This is a genomic window from Bordetella genomosp. 10, assembly GCF_002261225.1.
Lineage (GTDB): Bacteria > Pseudomonadota > Gammaproteobacteria > Burkholderiales > Burkholderiaceae_B > Bordetella_C.
In genome coordinates this window covers 193,906-208,729 of record NZ_NEVM01000002.1, presented here as the reverse complement: position 1 = coordinate 208,729, position 14,824 = coordinate 193,906, and the positions used below count along the sequence as shown (strand labels likewise).

Sequence of the window (14,824 nt, the reverse complement as noted above, 5' to 3'; positions counted from 1 at the left end):
GCGGTCACTTGCCCTCCCGGCGCAAACAGGAACATCCCCGCCGTCCGGGGAAAACAGACCGCCGCCTCCCCCCGTATTTCCCGTCATTGCTTTCTGGTATGGTTGCCGGCGACACATGAACGGCCGCGCGCCGGCCCGGGTTCCGGAGATCCGCCTATGCATTGGTTGGCAATACGCTTTTCGACACTGGCCCTGGTGGCGCTCGGCTTCGTCGTCACCGCAATCCTGTCCGTCACGGACTCGGCCTGGTGGCTGTGGGCCGCGGCGCCCCTGCTGGCCCTGCTCTGCCTGGGCGTCTACGACCTGATCCAGACCCGCCACGCGATCCGCCGCAACTATCCCATCCTCGGCAACCTGCGCTTCCTCTTCGAAGCCATCCGCCCGGAAATCCGCCAGTACTTCCTCGAAGACGACACCCAGGCCGCGCCCTTCTCGCGCGCCCAGCGCTCCATCGTCTACCAGCGCGCGAAGAAGGAAATAGACAAGCGCCCCTTCGGCACGCAGAAAGACGTCTACGACGACCGCTACGAATGGATCAACCATTCGCTGGCGCCAGCCCACGTGGCCGACAGCGACTTCCGCATCACGGTCGGCGGCCCGGACTGCACTCAGCCCTATTCGCTGTCCGCCTTCAATATTTCCGCGATGAGCTTCGGCGCCCTGTCCGCCAATGCCGTCCTGGCCCTGAACGAGGGCGCGCGCCTGGGCAACTTCGCGCACGACACCGGCGAAGGCGGCATCAGCAGCTACCATCGCAAACCGGGCGGCGCGCTGATCTGGAATATCGGCTCGGGCTACTTCGGCTGCCGGGACGAGCAAGGCCATTTCTCGCCCGAGGCCTTCGTCCGCAATGCCTGTACGCCGCAGGTGAAGATGATAGAAATCAAGCTGTCGCAAGGCGCCAAGCCCGGCCACGGCGGCATCCTGCCCGGCGCCAAGGTCACGCCGGAAATCGCCGCCGCGCGCGGCGTGGCCGTCGGCCAGGACTGCAATTCGCCCGCCGGCCACAGCGCCTTCGACAGCCCCATCGGCCTGATGCATTTCGTCGCCCGCCTGCGCGAGCTGTCCGAGGGCAAGCCGGTGGGATTCAAGATGTGCGTGGGCCATCCGTGGGAATGGTTCGCCATCGTCAAGGCCATGCTCGAAACCGGGATCACGCCCGACTTCATCGTGGTCGACGGCGCCGAGGGCGGCACCGGCGCGGCGCCGGTGGAATTCGTCGACCACGTGGGCACGCCCTTGCGGGAAGCGCTGCGCCTGGTCCACAACACGCTGGTCGGCGTCAACCTGCGCGAACGCATCCGCATCGGCGCGTCGGGCAAGATCATCACCGCCTTCGACATGGCGCGCGCCATGGCCATGGGCGCCGACTGGTGCAATGCCGCGCGCGGCTTCATGTTCGCGGTCGGCTGCATCCAGGCGCAGGCCTGCCACACCGACAAGTGCCCCACCGGCGTGACCACCCAGGATCCCCTGCGCCAGCGCGCGCTGGTGGTGCCGGACAAGGCGCGCCGCGTCGCCAACTTCCACGACAACACCCTGCACGCCCTGGCCGAGCTGCTGGGCGCCGCCGGCCTCACCCACCCCAGCGAACTGCGGCCGCACCACATCGCGCGCCGCATCTCGCCGTCCGAGGTGCGCCTGCTGTCCTCGCTCTTCCCCGAGCTGGCGCCGGGCGAATTGCTGGAAGGCAAGTTTCGCCACCAGGTCTTCGAAGTCAACTGGGCCATGGCGCGCGCGGACTCCTTCCAGCCCGCGCGGGACATCACCGCCAGCATCGCACGCGAATCGCAGCCGCCCGAGCCCGTGCCGGCCTGATCGCGCGCCGGCTCGCGCGGGCTCTTGCCGCTCATGCGCCGCGGACGTTCATGCCACCCATGAAACCGGCGCATGCGCGCGCGGCGCCGGCCTCCTTCAGCCGCGCCGCCCCAGCTCCCGAAAGCGTTCGCCCAGGAAATCGACGAAGCTGCGCACCCGCGACACCATCTGGTGCCGCGGGTGGTACACCGCATAGATATCCGCCTCCGGCGTGGCGTAGTTCGGCAGCACCGGCACCAGCCGGCCGCTGGCCAGGTAGCGCTGGATGTCCCACTCCGCCCGCATGACGATGCCGTGCCCGTCCAGGGCCCAACTGACGGCGATCTCCCCGTCGTTGGTCGTGAGATTGCCGCGCACGCGCACCGTCTCCGCGCGCGGCGCGGCGCCGCCGGCCCTGGCGCGCGCGCGCCGCGCCGGCGTCAGGCGCCACACGCCGTAGGCGTCGCTGCCCTGCCGGATGCCGATGCAGTTGTGCCGCGCCAGGTCGGACGGCGTCTGCGGCACGCCATGCTCGCGCAGATACCTGGGCGAGGCGCACAACAGGCGCCGGTTGGGCGCCAGCGACCGGGCCACGCAGCGCGCGTCGGGCGGCGCGCCGAAACGCACGCAGACGTCGAAGGCGTCGTCCACCAGGGCCGGCGGGTCGGCCGACAACTGCAACTGCACCTCGACTTCCGGGTAGCGCTTGCTGTAGTCGGAGATGACGGGCGCCACGTGCATGCGCCCGAAGCCCAGCGTGGCGTTGACCCGCAGCAGGCCGCTCGGCCTGTCCTTGGCCCGCCCCAGCAACTGCCGCAGATCGTCGATCTCGCCCAGGATGGCGCGCGACCGTTCCAGCAGCACCTCGCCTTCGGGCGTCACGCCGCTGCGGCGCGTGGTCCGCACCAGCAAGGGCAGGCCCAGCCGGTTTTCCATCAGGGCCAGGCGCTTGCTCACGGCGGCGGTGGTGATGCCCAGGTCGCGCGCCGCCGCGCTGAGGCTGCCGGCCGTCGCCACCGCCACGAAAAATCCCAGGTCCGCGGGCTGGATTCCGGCGCCATGATTCATGGATGTCTCCGAACGATCGTCGACTTGGATCGTCGACTTCAGATTGTCAACTTCAGGTTAATGATGGTTCAACTTTAGCCCCGTCCGTAAACGCCGTCCACGCGACAGAATCGAGGCCGGTCATTCATCGGGAGCTGAACATGAAGACGTACAAGATCGCCACCATCCCCGGCGACGGCATCGGCAAGGAAGTCGTGCCCGCCGGGCGCATCGTCATGGAGGCGGTGGCCGCCACGCAGGGCGGCCTGCGCTTCGAATTCGAGGATTTCGACTGGGGCGGCGACTACTATCGCAAGCATGGCGTGATGATGCCGGAAGACGGCCTGGACGCCCTGCGCGGCAAGGACGCCATCCTGTTCGGCTCGGCGGGCGACGCCGATATCCCGGACCACGTCACCCTGTGGGGCCTGCGCCTGAAAATCTGCCAGGGCCTGGACCAATACGCCAACGTGCGTCCCACCCGCATCCTGCCGGGCATCGACGGTCCCTTGAAGCGCTGCGCGCCGGAGGACCTGGACTGGGTCATCGTGCGCGAGAACTCCGAAGGCGAGTATTCGGGCGTGGGGGGCCGCGTCCACCAGGGCCATCCCATCGAAGCCGCCACCGACGTTTCCATCATGACGCGGGTCGGCGTCGAACGCATCCTGCGCTTCGCCTTCCGCCTGGCGCAATCGCGGCCGCGCAAGCAGTTGACGGTGATCACCAAGTCCAACGCCCAGCGCCACGCCATGGTGATGTGGGACGAAGTCGCCGCGCAGGTCGCGCGCGAATTCCCCGACGTCGCCTGGGACAAGGAACTGGTCGACGCCGCCACGGCGCGCATGGTCAACCGCCCGCGCACCCTGGACACCATCGTGGCCACCAACCTGCACGCCGACATCCTCAGCGACCTGGCGGCGGCGCTGGCCGGCAGCCTGGGCATCGCGCCCACCGGCAACATCGACCCGGAACGGCGCTATCCCTCCATGTTCGAGCCCATCCACGGCTCGGCCTTCGACATCATGGGCAAGGGCTGGGCCAATCCCGTGGGCACGTTCTGGTCGGTGGTCATGCTGCTGGAACACCTGGGCGAGACCGCCGCCGCGCGCCGCGTCATGGCCGCCATCGAGGCCGTCACCGCCAACCCCGCCCTGCACACCCGCGACCTCGGCGGCCAGGCCGGCACCGACGACGTCACCCGCGCCGTCTGCGCGCACCTGGCGCAAAACGACGCCGCGCGCGCCGCCTGAAGAACCGGACGAAAACCGGACCAAAGCCGGACCAAAGCGGCCAGAACCAGCCGAACCCCCGGCGTCCCGCATCGGACGCCGGATAACGATAACGAGGAGACCCCGATGCGCCTGTCCCTACCCCTATCCCTGTTCCGGCGGACCTGCGCCGTCGCCCTGCTGGGCGCAAGCCTGGCCGGCGGCGCGGCCGGCGCGGCCGGCCAGGCCGATTGGCCCACGCACCCCATCACCCTGATCGTGCCCTTCCCGACCGGCGGCACCACCGACGTGCTGGCGCGCGCCCTGGGCGACGAATTGTCCCGCAAGCTGGGACAGCCCGTCATCGTCGAGAACCGGCCCGGCGCGGGCGCCACCATCGGGGCGGACTACGTCGCCAAGTCCAAACCGGATGGCTACACCCTGCTGATGGGTGCCGTCCACCACACCATCGCCACCAGCGTCTACAAGTCGCTGGGCTACGACTTCCAGAAGGACCTGGCGCCGATCGCCCCCATCGCCATGGTGCCCAACGTCCTGACCGTCAACCCGGCCTATACGCCGGCGCGCGACGTGGCGGAGCTGGTGAAGCTGGCCAAGCAGGCCCCGCACGGCCTGACCTACGGCTCGAACGGCTACGGCACCGCCCAGCACCTGATCGGCACGCAATTCCAGGCCGCCACCGGCGCGCCGCTGCTGCACGTTCCCTACAAAGGCAGCGGCCCCCTGACCACCGACCTGCTCGGCGGCCAGGTGGCGATGTCCTTCGACACCATCACCACGGTGCTGCCCCACATCAAGGCCGGCAAGCTGCGCGCCCTGGCCGTGACCACCGCGCGGCGCAGCGACGCGCTGCCCGACGTGCCGACCCTGCAACAGGCCGGCCTGGCGGGTTTCGACATCGGCACCTGGTTCGGCGTCTTCGCGCCCGCGGCCACGCCCCAGCCCGTGCTGGCGCGCCTGAGCAGCGAGGTCGAAGGGATCACTTCCAGACCGACGTTCCGGCAACGCATGGCCGCCGCCGGCGCCGAACCGATGAACGAAACGCCGGCGCAATTCGGCCAGCGCATCGCCGAGGAAACCCGCAAGTTCGCCAAGCTGGTCAAGGAAGGAAACGTGACCGTCGAGTAGGCCTTCCGGCATCGAGGCGAGAGGGTCCTGCCGCCCCGGGCGCCGCGACAGGACATGCTGTCGCCGCCCCCCGGGGCATAGGTCTTGCTGGGGCAAAAACGACCCCGGCCCGCGCGCCGGCCCTCAATGACCGCGGCCCCGCGCCGCAGGAAGGCAGCCATGGCACCCCGCAAACCCATCTACCAGGCCAACCCGGACCAGGACAACGACGCCCAGGACAACGACGAGGAGTTATACGACGACGATCCCGTGGGCGTGGTCGATCCGCTGGACACGGCGGACATCGCCGACGCCGCGGCCGGCCTGCCGCCGGGCCACGGCAACCGGGCGCTCGGTCCCGGCGACTCCTCGGATTCGGGCAGCGACCTCGGCCCCGATGCGCCCGATACCGACACCGACTCCATGGGCACGGGCGAACGCGCCGACGTCGAGAACGACCAGGGCGACAGCCCGGCCCGCGACATCGGCATGGACCGGGTGGTCGGCGACGAGGACGCCGGCCTGGCCCATACGCGGCCCAATCCCGTGCGCAACGGCGGTTGAGCCACTGAACGGGAACGGGAACGGGAGCGGGGACGGCTCAGGCCGCCTGCGCCGCTCCCTGCAACTGCTTGAGCAATTCCCGGTTGAACGCCGGCAGGTCATCGGGCTTGCGGCTGCTGATCCAGTTCCCGTCGACCACCACTTCCTTGTCTTCCCACTTCGCGCCGGCATTGCGCAGGTCGTCCTGCAGCGAGGGCCAGCTCGTCAGGGTGCGGCCGCGCACCAGATCCGCCGAGACCAGCAGCCAGGCCCCGTGGCAGATCACGGCCAGCGGCTTGCCCGTGTCCTGCATGCGCTTCACGAAGTCCCGCGCCTTGGGATCCATGCGGATGGCGTCCGCGTTGACCACGCCGCCCGGCAGCACCACCGCCGCGAACCGGTCGGGGTCGGCCTCCGCGAAGGTCTGGTCGACCTCGACCTGCTCGCCCTTGTCGGTGTGCCGGAAACCCTGGATCTTGCCCTTGCCGGCGGAAATCACCGCCACGCGCGCGCCGGCCGCCTGCAGCGCCTTGCGCGGCTCCAGCAATTCCGCCTGTTCGAAACCGTCCACCGCCAGAATGGCGACGGCCACGTTGTTCAATGCTTCGGCCATGTTGCACCTCCGTTGTGCGTTCGTGCGGGCCGCCGCGCGCGTCATGGCGCGGCGGCTGGAGGTGGGAAAACAGCAAGCGGGATGCCGGCGCCGGAAACGAACGGGGCGGCCATCGAGCCGCCCCGCGATCCAGTTTCAGCGCCGTACGCCTTGCCCGCCTGTACGCGGCCGGGCTATTTCGACTCGCTCAACGCGGTCTCGCCCTTGCCGGCGCCGTCGGACACCTTGGGGAAGTAGCCGGCCGCCGCATACTCTTCCAGGCGGTTGTAGAGGGTCTTCAGGCTGATGCCCAGGATCTCCGCGGCGTGCTTCTTGACCCCGCCGCACTGCTCCAGCGTGGCGAAAATCAACTGGCGGTCGGCATCGGCCAGGGGCACGCCCACCGGCACGGTGATCTGCGTGCCCGCCGACGCCTTTTCCGGCGCCATCTGCAAGGGCACGACATTGGCGCGGATCTCGTTGTCATCGGCCAGGATGAAGGCGCGATGCACGTAGTTCTTCAGTTCCCGCACGTTGCCCGGCCAGGCGTGCCGGCGCATGGCGTCCAGCGTGCCCGAGGTGAACTTCTTATCCGCGCCGCGCTCCTTGTTGAGGATGTCCAGGTAGCGCTGCGCGATGAGCAGGACGTCGTCGCCGCGCTCGCGCAACGGCGGCAATTCCACCGGAAACACATTCAGGCGGTGATAGAGGTCCTCCCGCAGCTTGCCTTCGGCCACGGCTTCCTCGGGATTGCGGTTGGTCGCCGCCACCACGCGCACGTCGCTGGCGATCTCCCGGTTGGTGCCGACGCGCATGAACAGCCCGGTCTCCAGCACCCGCAGCAGCTTGACCTGCAGGTCGACCGGCATTTCGGTGATCTCGTCCAGGAACAGGGTGCCGCCCGCGGCCCTTTCGAAATATCCCTTGTGCTGCCGGTCGGCGCCCGTGAAACTGCCGCGCTCGTGGCCGAACATCTCGCTTTCGATCAGGTTGGGCGAAATGGCCCCACAGTTCACGGGCAGGAAAGGCCCCTTGCGGCGCGCGCTCAACTCGTGGATGGCCTGCGCCGCCAGCTCCTTGCCGGTGCCGCTATCGCCCATCAGCAGCACCGTCGCCTCCGTCGGCGCGACCTTGGCGATCTGCTTGTACAGCAGCTTCATCGGCTCGGACCGGCCCAGCATCTTGCCGAAGCGGCCGTCCTCCTCGAAGGGGCCGCCCCAGGGCGACAGGTCCGCGTTGCGCGGCATGCGGCCCAGCACCATTTTCAGGCGCTGGATATTCACCGGCTTGAGCAGGTAGTCGATAGCGCCCAGACGCAGGGCATCCACCGCGCTTTCCACGCTCGCATGCCCCGTAATGAACACCACGTCCACATTGGGCGAGCTGAGCGCCTGGAAAATGTCCAGACCATTGCCATCGGGAAGCTGGAGATCGGACAGCACCAGGTCCGGCGCCTGTCTCAATATCTGTATCTTCGCTTCGCGCAAGTCACTGGCCTGCGCAACGGTGAAACCCTCGTCTTTGACAATTTCCGCCAGTGCGGTCCGCACGGGCGATTCATCATCGACGATCAAAACATGTGGCATGCGCAATATTTCCCTGGAATACGATCTTTTTCTCCCCTGCCGCGCGCGTCTTCCGTCCGCGCGGGAGGAATACCATCTGGTATTTTAGCCGGTCGGCGTCTCTGCCCACCGCTAGCCAAATGGGTGTCACAGACGCAATCCGCAGCGAAGCTTATCTTGGCGCTAGCCCAATAATCGTAATCAATTCGTACAGATGGCTAAGATTTTCATCTGCTTTCAAGTGCTTGCAATGACAGGTATTCTTGATGAGTACGATGAACAAGATAGTCCCGCCATATAAGCAGGCGGGTATAGCATCCAGGAAAGGTTCAAACCCCATGCCCAGCTCCTCTTCGACGCGCAGGAACGCGTCGCGCGTCGACCGCCCCGCCGTTCCCGAACCCGCCGCCATGGGCCGCTGTCCCGCAATGCAGCAACTGGCGCAGCAGATCGAGAAGGTCGCCACCACGGAGGCGAGCGTCCTCGTCGTGGGCGAGAGCGGTTGCGGCAAGGAACTGGTGGCGCGGGCCATCCACACGGGCAGCCAGCGCGCCGGCCAGCCTTTCGTTCCCGTCAACTGTGGCGCCATTCCGCCCTCGCTGATCGAGGCGGAATTGTTCGGCCATGAAAAAGGCAGCTTCACCGGGGCGGTGGCGCAGAACATCGGCTATTTCGAGCATGCCACGGGCGGCACCCTGTTCCTGGACGAAGTCACGGAAATGCCGCTGGACATGCAGGTCCAATTGCTGCGCGTGCTGGAAACCGGGGTGTTCCACCGGGTGGGCGGCCTGCACCCGGTCGAGGTGGACGTGCGCATCGTCGCGGCCACCAACCGGGACCCCTACGCCGCGGTGGAACAGGGCCAGTTCCGCGAAGACCTGCTTTACCGCCTGGCGGTAGTGCCCCTGCGGGTGCCGCCGCTGCGCGAGCGCATGGAGGACGTGCCCTACCTGGCGCAGCGCTTCCTGGACGGATTCAATGCCGCCGAAGGCAGCGCCAAGGTGTTCGCCAAGGGCAGCATGGAGGCCCTGGCCGCCTACGACTGGCCGGGCAACGTGCGCGAGCTGAAGAATACCGTGCACCGGGCCTTCATCATGGCGGACGACGAGGTGGAAATCCCGGCCCTGGCCGCCGCGCGCAAGCCCGCGAAGGCGGCCGCGACGGAAACCGGCAGCGTGCGGATGGCCGTCGGCACGTCGCTGATGCAGGCCCAGCAGGACCTGATCCTCGCCACCCTGGCCCACCATCAGGGCGACAAGCGGCGCACCGCGCGCACCCTGGGCATCAGCCTGAAGACGCTATACAACCGGCTGGGCACCTACGAGACGGCCGCCTCGCGCGGCTGATCCCGGCCGAATAGCTGTTCCTCAGTCGCTGGCCCTCAGGCGCTATTCCTCAGTCGAATATCTGCCCGGGGTCGGCGCCCGATCCCACCGGCCCTTGCCCCGGGGATGCTGGGGATGCCGCCCCTCCCGCTGCTCCCCCTTTCAACGCCGCCCACGCCTCGTCCGCCGAAGCGGGCCAGTTGTCCTTGTCGAAGCCGGCGGCCTGCCGCAGCCGTTCCAGGTCCATATCGAGCAGGAAGCACTTGCGGTCGGTGTCCAGGGTCAGGGCGGTCCACGGAATCGCGAAAAGCTTGTCGCCGATGCCCATGATGCCGCCCCGCTCCAGCACCGCGTAGGCGATGCGGCCGCTGGGGACATCCAGCATGATCTCCTGCAATACCCCCAGCTTCTCGCCGGCAAGATTCAGCACGTCGTTGCCTTCCAGGGTCCGAGCCGCCATGACGGCCGGCCCGGGCCCGGTGGACGAGCGCTTGCCGGATCCCACGATGCGGCTCTCGGCCGGCGTGCCCACGGGCACCGGGCCGCGCCCGGGTTCGATCTGCTTGTCTGTCATGGCGAGCTCCCGCGCCAGGGGCCGCGCCACCCATGGCCCCTGCCGCCGCTGATTGCTGAAGTTCTTACACGGACGTGGTAATTCCGCCAGCCCGCGAATGGCCGGCCGGCGTTCCCGGCGCCCCTCCTGGTGCCCGGCCAGCATCCGCCGTGCCGCGCAAAGCCAGCATTGGCGCGGGTTTGCCGCGATCCGCCCAAAAATCCAAGGGCGTTTTGAAAATTGGCATGAACCTTGCTTTAAGTCTTTGACAGACGTCGGTGAAAGCGTTTCCCGACCCGCTTTACGGAGACAGCAATTGGCACAAGCCACTTACGAGTTGAGGGCCCGGCAGCAGACCAGCCTGACCCCCCGCTTGCAGCAGTCCGTAAAACTGCTGCAAATGTCCGCGCTTGAATTCACCCACGAAATCGAACAAGCGTTGGCCACCAATCCCTTCCTGGAAGAAGTGGAAGACGACGGCCCCCCGCAAGCGGATGCGCCCGCCGGCGAGGCCGAACAGGCGATCGCCGTGGAGGCCCTGGCTACCCCGTCGGCCGTGGCGGACATGGACGGCATAACCGTCTCGACCGCCGAGATTCCCGCCGAAGCGGTGACCGAACTACCCGAATTGCCGGACCCGCAGACGGAGTATTCCGGCGACTATCCGGCCGCGCGCGGCACCGGCGACGGCGAGACCGACGTCGGCCAATGGGCGCGCAGCATCCTCGACCTGCGCGACCACCTGAGCAACGAATTGTGCAGCTACCGCCTGGCCGAACGCGACCGCCTGCTGGCCGCCTACGTCATCGAGGGCCTGGACGAGGACGGCTATCTGCGCACCGATCTCGAGGAACTGGCCGGCGAAGGCGCCTTCGATCCGCCGCCGGAGCGCGAAGAGTGGGAAGTCGCGTTGAAGCTGGTGCAGCAACTGGACGTGCCCGGCATCGCCGCGCGCAACCTGGCGGAGTGCCTGACCTTGCAATTGCAGGCCTTGCCGCCGGAAACCGACGGGCGGGAACTGGCGCTGCACATCGTGGCCAACGAACTGGAACGCCTCGGCAAGCACGACTTCTCCGGCCTGGGCCGCACCTGCCAATGCAGCGACGACGACCTGCGCGGCGCCTGCGCCCTGATCCGCAGTCTCGATCCCCGTCCCGGCCTGCGCTACGCCAAGCCCGACTCCAGCTATATCGTGCCGGACGTGATGGTGCACAAATTCAACGGGCAATGGATCGTCACGCCCAATCGCGCCTCCATGCCGCGCGCGCGCCTGCATCGCGCCTATGCCGACCTGTTCCGCAGCGCGCGCTACAGCGATCGCTCGCCGATGGCGCAGGAGCTGCAGGAAGCGCGCTGGCTGATCCGCAACGTCGAGCAGCGCTACAGCACCATACAGCGCGTGGCCGAGGCCATCGTGCTGCGCCAGCAGACCTTCTTCGAATACGGGGAAATCGCGCTGCGGCCGCTGATGCTGCGCGAGATCGCCGACGAACTGGAGATCCACGAATCGACGGTCTCGCGCGCCACCAGCAACAAGTACATGGCGACGCCGCGCGGCATCTTCGAGTTCAAGCACTTCTTCTCGCGCGAGCTGTACACCGACACCGGCGGCAGTTGCTCGGCCGCCGCGGTGCGCGCCCTGATCAAGGAAATGATCGACGGCGAAGACAGCAATTCGCCTTTGTCCGACGTCGACCTCGCGCAGAAGCTCGGCGAGCAAGGCGTCGTGGTCGCGCGCCGCACGGTGTCCAAGTATCGCGGCCAACTGAAGTATCCGCCCGCCGAAATGCGGCGCCAGTATTGATCTGCCGCCAACCGGACCCGAGGGCCGGACGAGAGGCGCCGTTTCGACGGCGCCTCTTTTTTTGCCGCCGGGCCGCCCCAAGGCAAAAAGCCCCCTTGGGGGCAGCAAGCGGCGATAGCCGCGCGGCGTGGGGGCTTTTTTTGTTCCGCCTGCGCGGCCGCGCCGCGCATGGGCATGGGGGTTGCTTGAAGGGAGGCGAGCCGGCGCCACGCCGTGCATTGATGAGCCGAGGCCAGTTCGGGATGCGCCTGCCTGGCGCCACGGCAGACAAAAAGGAGAAGCACATGAACATCGTCAAACCCACGCTCGCGGCCGCCCTGCTCGGCCTGTCCGCGCTGTCCTGCGCCGTCCAGGCACAGAGCGTCATGACGCCGCAGGAAATCGACACGCAATACAAGGCCGACCAGAAGCGGTGCGATGCGCTCAAGGGCAACGACAAGGACGTCTGCCAGCAGCAGGCCAAGGCCACGCGCGACAATGCCAAGGCCGATGCCAAGCAGGCCAAGAAACAGGCCGAGGCGCGCCACGATGCGACCAAGGAAAAACGCGACAATGACTACAAGGTCGCGAAGGAAAAATGCGACACCATGTCCGGCAACGCGAAGGATGCGTGCATGGCCGACGCCAAGACGCGCTACGGCAAGTAAGTCCGGTCCGGAAAGCCACATCGATGAGTTAGCGAATGTGGCCTCCTGGAAGTTTGCGGCGTCCCGGAAGTTCGCACCCATGCAGCCTCCGGGACGCGACACCAGAGCCAGCGCTCGAACAGGCTGAAGCCAGCGTTTAAAGCCAGCGCTCGAACAGGCGCGCGAAGGCTTCCATGAAGCGATCTTCGAATCCGCGCTTGGCCCACCCCTCCGCCGTGACGGGCGTGGCCTCCGCCACGTCGCGCTCGAACAGCGCCTCCATTTCGCCGCCGAAGTCCGGCCCCAGGATGACCGCGTTCAACTCATAGTTCAGGGCGAAGCTGCGCCAGTCCATATTGCTGGACCCCACCGTGGACCACACCCCGTCGATGACCGCCGTCTTGGCGTGCAGCAAGGCGTCGCGGCGTTCATACAGGTGCGCGCCCGCCTCCAGCAACTGCGTGTAGTACGACCGGCCGGCGTGCCAGACGAGCGACGAATCGCTGAAGCCGGGCAGGACCATGCCGACGTCCACCCCGCGCTGCGCCGCCTCGGTCAAGGCCTGCACGAAGGCGGGATCGGGAACGAAGTACGCCATGGTGATGTGGATGGAACGCTGCGCGCTCTTGATGGCGGAAATCAAGGTCAGGTACAGCGTATAGCCGTCCTTGTCGCCCGGCCGGTTGGCGACGATGCGCACCATCGTCGGCCCCACCGGCGTCGAGCGGGGATAGTATTCGCGCGCATCGAGCGGCGGGCCGTGCTGCTCGGTCCACCCTTGCTGCATGACGCGCTCGATTTCACCGACCGCCGGGCCCTCGACACGGATATGCGTGTCGCGCCACGGCGCGGTCTCGGCATCCGGCTTGGCGCCGTCGGCCTTCCCGCCGCGCGAAAACGAAAGCGCCGAGCCTGCGCTGCCGCCGCGCGAAGGCGCCGACGCGTATACCCCGCTGATGTTGATGCCGCCCAGGAAGCCGACCTTGCCGTCCACCACCAGCAGCTTGCGATGGTCGCGGTTGTTCGGCGCCCAGCCGGCCTTGGCGCGCACGGGATTGACGGGATTGAACACCACCACTTTCACGCCGGCATCGCGCATGCGCTTGAACAATGCATCCGGGGTGCCGATGGTGCCCACGCCGTCGACCATCAACGCCACGGCCACGCCCTCTTCGCGCTTGGCGATGAAGGCATCGGCGAACATCCGCCCGACCTCGTCGTCGTCGAAGATATAGCTTTCCATGTGGATGTACTGGCGCGCCGCACGTATGTCGCGCAGCATCGCCGCGTAGGTCCGGGGCCCGTCGGCCAGCAGGGTGACGCGGTTGCCTATCGTCAGCGGCGCGCCGCTGATGGCTTCCTCCACCTTCAGGTGGCGGGCGAGGAAGTCGCCCTGCGCCGTGGCGGCGGGCTGCTCGTCGAGCTGCTTGACGATGTCCTGGCCGCGCCGGTAGTTCAGCCACCCTGAATCGGTGGCGAGCCGGATCTGGCTTTCAGCGCCGGAAAGATGGTCGGTGTCGGGCACGCTGGCGCAACCGCCGAGCAGGCCGGCCGCGATGGCCGCCATGCCCAGCAAGCGTCCCAGCCGTTGCATACGGGCTCCTTTCCTACGGTCTGGGCCTGACCCGATGTCATACGGGACGGCCGCCGCGGGTTAATTATTTCTTCTGGTCCTGCATTCCGGTCCGGGATTCTTGTGCCCACCCACGTCCTACTTCTTGTTCTCGCCCTTTGCCGGCTCCTTGCCGCTGGCGGCGGGCAGGCCTTCGTCCTTGGCGGGCTTGAAACCGAAATCGCGGTTCTCGTACTTGCCCTGGTCGTAGTCGCCCTTGTATCCGCCCTGGTCGCCGCGCTGGTATCCCTTGTCGCGCGCGGCGTCGTCCCATTGCTCCTTGCGGTCGAGTTCATGCGGAACCCGCGCCGGCCCTTCCCGCTCGGTCTGGTTGCGCTTGCGATCCGGCGTCTCCGCGCTCCCCTTGGTATTGCCCGAAGCGGGTATCTTGTGCTCGTCGTTATGCGTGGCTGCCATCCTAGCCTCCCTTTGCCTTGACCAATCGAAAGTCCCGGCTTTTCCCGTGACTGCCCTGATATGCGCCGGCGGTGGCCGCGCGCACCCATCCTTGCCAGCGCGCGCCGTGCCGCGGCACGCCGACGCCGCCCGCGTCCGAAAGGAGCTGCGCGCCCTGCCTTTCCTCGCCTTCCTCGGCCAGCACCGCCACCAGCGCCATGCGGCGCGGGCCGCCCGGCCAGTTGCGGCGCAATACCGAGAGCAACGCCGCAAGGCCCGCGCCCGCCAGCGCGCCCAGGGCGGCCGCGGCGATGGCGAGCGCGTCCGGAATGTCGACGTACATCACGCCGGCCGCGGCCAGGGCGGCGCCGGCGGCGGACAGGATGGCGCAATGCAGCACGGCACCGCGCGCGGCGCCGCGCAGGCCCACGAGGTACCTGGCGTCGCCGTCCACCTTGAAAACGTGCACGACGTCATCGCCGAAGCCCTCGGCCAGCAACGCGTGCATGGCGCTCTCGGCGGCCTCGACGCTTTCGAATCCCGCGACGATGATGGACGACATGATGGAAAGCCCCCACGCGCCCCGCCCGGCGCCCTGTCCCGGAGACGTTTACCCGTCTCCGCGACG

Annotated in this window: 14 protein-coding genes; 7 read left to right on the top strand and 7 right to left on the bottom strand. The window is 67.8% G+C overall.

Features of this window, described 5'->3' with window-relative positions:
* The first annotated feature begins 156 nt into the window (after positions 1 to 156).
* Positions 157 to 1,818, top strand: coding sequence for an FMN-binding glutamate synthase family protein (locus tag CAL29_RS10390; RefSeq protein WP_094852973.1), 1,662 nt, complete (start codon positions 157 to 159; stop codon positions 1,816 to 1,818).
* A gap of 96 nt (positions 1,819 to 1,914) precedes the next feature.
* On the opposite strand, the gene CAL29_RS10385 is transcribed toward CAL29_RS10390, so the two are convergent.
* A complete protein-coding gene (locus CAL29_RS10385; RefSeq protein ID WP_094852972.1) occupies positions 1,915 to 2,865 on the bottom strand; it encodes a LysR family transcriptional regulator in 951 nt (316 codons plus the stop codon).
* 140 nt (positions 2,866 to 3,005) lie between these two features.
* Here CAL29_RS10385 and CAL29_RS10380 point away from each other — a divergent pair, with 140 nt between their 5' ends.
* The 3 genes from CAL29_RS10380 (at position 3,006) to CAL29_RS10370 (ending at position 5,744) form a co-directional block, all read left to right on the top strand.
* Positions 3,006 to 4,094 carry a tartrate dehydrogenase gene (locus tag CAL29_RS10380; RefSeq protein ID WP_094852971.1) on the top strand — a complete coding sequence of 363 codons (1,089 nt, stop codon included), beginning with the start codon at positions 3,006 to 3,008 and terminating at the stop codon, positions 4,092 to 4,094.
* A 105-nt stretch (positions 4,095 to 4,199) separates the two neighbouring features.
* On the top strand, positions 4,200 to 5,201 hold the full coding sequence (locus tag CAL29_RS10375; protein WP_094852970.1) for a tripartite tricarboxylate transporter substrate binding protein: 1,002 nt from the start codon (positions 4,200 to 4,202) through the stop codon (positions 5,199 to 5,201).
* 159 nt (positions 5,202 to 5,360) lie between these two features.
* Positions 5,361 to 5,744, top strand: a complete 384-nt coding sequence (locus CAL29_RS10370) for a hypothetical protein (RefSeq protein ID WP_256977339.1) — start codon at positions 5,361 to 5,363, stop codon at positions 5,742 to 5,744.
* A 37-nt stretch (positions 5,745 to 5,781) separates the two neighbouring features.
* Here the strand turns inward: CAL29_RS10370 and CAL29_RS10365 are convergent, their stop codons facing one another.
* The gene (locus CAL29_RS10365) at positions 5,782 to 6,336 is read right to left on the bottom strand and encodes a type 1 glutamine amidotransferase domain-containing protein (RefSeq protein ID WP_094852969.1); all 555 of its coding nucleotides are present in this window, start codon (positions 6,334 to 6,336) and stop codon (positions 5,782 to 5,784) included.
* Positions 6,337 to 6,509: 173 nt separating this feature from the next.
* A complete protein-coding gene (locus tag CAL29_RS10360; protein WP_094852968.1) occupies positions 6,510 to 7,901 on the bottom strand; it encodes a sigma-54-dependent transcriptional regulator in 1,392 nt (463 codons plus the stop codon).
* A 317-nt stretch (positions 7,902 to 8,218) separates the two neighbouring features.
* Here CAL29_RS10360 and CAL29_RS10355 point away from each other — a divergent pair, with 317 nt between their 5' ends.
* Positions 8,219 to 9,226: a sigma-54 interaction domain-containing protein gene (locus tag CAL29_RS10355; RefSeq protein ID WP_094852967.1), complete on the top strand. Its 1,008-nt coding sequence runs from the start codon at positions 8,219 to 8,221 to the stop codon at positions 9,224 to 9,226.
* Positions 9,227 to 9,275: 49 nt separating this feature from the next.
* On the opposite strand, the gene CAL29_RS10350 is transcribed toward CAL29_RS10355, so the two are convergent.
* Positions 9,276 to 9,779: a PRC-barrel domain-containing protein gene (locus CAL29_RS10350; RefSeq protein WP_094852966.1), complete on the bottom strand. Its 504-nt coding sequence runs from the start codon at positions 9,777 to 9,779 to the stop codon at positions 9,276 to 9,278.
* Between the two features lie 295 nt (positions 9,780 to 10,074).
* Here CAL29_RS10350 and CAL29_RS10345 point away from each other — a divergent pair, with 295 nt between their 5' ends.
* The gene (locus CAL29_RS10345; RefSeq protein ID WP_256977338.1) at positions 10,075 to 11,562 is read left to right on the top strand and encodes an RNA polymerase factor sigma-54; all 1,488 of its coding nucleotides are present in this window, start codon (positions 10,075 to 10,077) and stop codon (positions 11,560 to 11,562) included.
* 284 nt (positions 11,563 to 11,846) lie between these two features.
* Positions 11,847 to 12,209 carry a hypothetical protein gene (locus tag CAL29_RS10340; protein WP_094852964.1) on the top strand — a complete coding sequence of 121 codons (363 nt, stop codon included), beginning with the start codon at positions 11,847 to 11,849 and terminating at the stop codon, positions 12,207 to 12,209.
* Between the two features lie 136 nt (positions 12,210 to 12,345).
* Here the strand turns inward: CAL29_RS10340 and CAL29_RS10335 are convergent, their stop codons facing one another.
* The 3 genes from CAL29_RS10335 to CAL29_RS10325 all read right to left on the bottom strand — a co-directional run bounded on the left by CAL29_RS10335 (position 12,346) and on the right by CAL29_RS10325 (position 14,758).
* Positions 12,346 to 13,782, bottom strand: a complete 1,437-nt coding sequence (locus CAL29_RS10335; protein WP_256977337.1) for a phospholipase D-like domain-containing protein — start codon at positions 13,780 to 13,782, stop codon at positions 12,346 to 12,348.
* A 117-nt stretch (positions 13,783 to 13,899) separates the two neighbouring features.
* The gene (locus CAL29_RS10330) at positions 13,900 to 14,217 is read right to left on the bottom strand and encodes a hypothetical protein (RefSeq protein WP_094852963.1); all 318 of its coding nucleotides are present in this window, start codon (positions 14,215 to 14,217) and stop codon (positions 13,900 to 13,902) included.
* A 1-nt stretch (position 14,218) separates the two neighbouring features.
* Entirely contained in the window at positions 14,219 to 14,758 is a 540-nt protein-coding gene (locus CAL29_RS10325) for a hypothetical protein (RefSeq protein WP_094852962.1), read from the bottom strand.
* Positions 14,759 to 14,824: the final 66 nt, after the last annotated feature.

Coding starts and splice junctions, on each gene's coding strand:
- CAL29_RS10390 (WP_094852973.1), top strand. CDS start 157: ATGCATTGGTTGGCAATACGCTTTTCGACACTGGCCCTGGTGGCGCTC.
- CAL29_RS10385 (WP_094852972.1), bottom strand. CDS start 2,865: ATGAATCATGGCGCCGGAATCCAGCCCGCGGACCTGGGATTTTTCGTG.
- CAL29_RS10380 (WP_094852971.1), top strand. CDS start 3,006: ATGAAGACGTACAAGATCGCCACCATCCCCGGCGACGGCATCGGCAAG.
- CAL29_RS10375 (WP_094852970.1), top strand. CDS start 4,200: ATGCGCCTGTCCCTACCCCTATCCCTGTTCCGGCGGACCTGCGCCGTC.
- CAL29_RS10370 (WP_256977339.1), top strand. CDS start 5,361: ATGGCACCCCGCAAACCCATCTACCAGGCCAACCCGGACCAGGACAAC.
- CAL29_RS10365 (WP_094852969.1), bottom strand. CDS start 6,336: ATGGCCGAAGCATTGAACAACGTGGCCGTCGCCATTCTGGCGGTGGAC.
- CAL29_RS10360 (WP_094852968.1), bottom strand. CDS start 7,901: ATGCCACATGTTTTGATCGTCGATGATGAATCGCCCGTGCGGACCGCA.
- CAL29_RS10355 (WP_094852967.1), top strand. CDS start 8,219: ATGCCCAGCTCCTCTTCGACGCGCAGGAACGCGTCGCGCGTCGACCGC.
- CAL29_RS10350 (WP_094852966.1), bottom strand. CDS start 9,779: ATGACAGACAAGCAGATCGAACCCGGGCGCGGCCCGGTGCCCGTGGGC.
- CAL29_RS10340 (WP_094852964.1), top strand. CDS start 11,847: ATGAACATCGTCAAACCCACGCTCGCGGCCGCCCTGCTCGGCCTGTCC.
- CAL29_RS10335 (WP_256977337.1), bottom strand. CDS start 13,782: ATGCAACGGCTGGGACGCTTGCTGGGCATGGCGGCCATCGCGGCCGGC.
- CAL29_RS10330 (WP_094852963.1), bottom strand. CDS start 14,217: ATGGCAGCCACGCATAACGACGAGCACAAGATACCCGCTTCGGGCAAT.
- CAL29_RS10325 (WP_094852962.1), bottom strand. CDS start 14,758: ATGTCGTCCATCATCGTCGCGGGATTCGAAAGCGTCGAGGCCGCCGAG.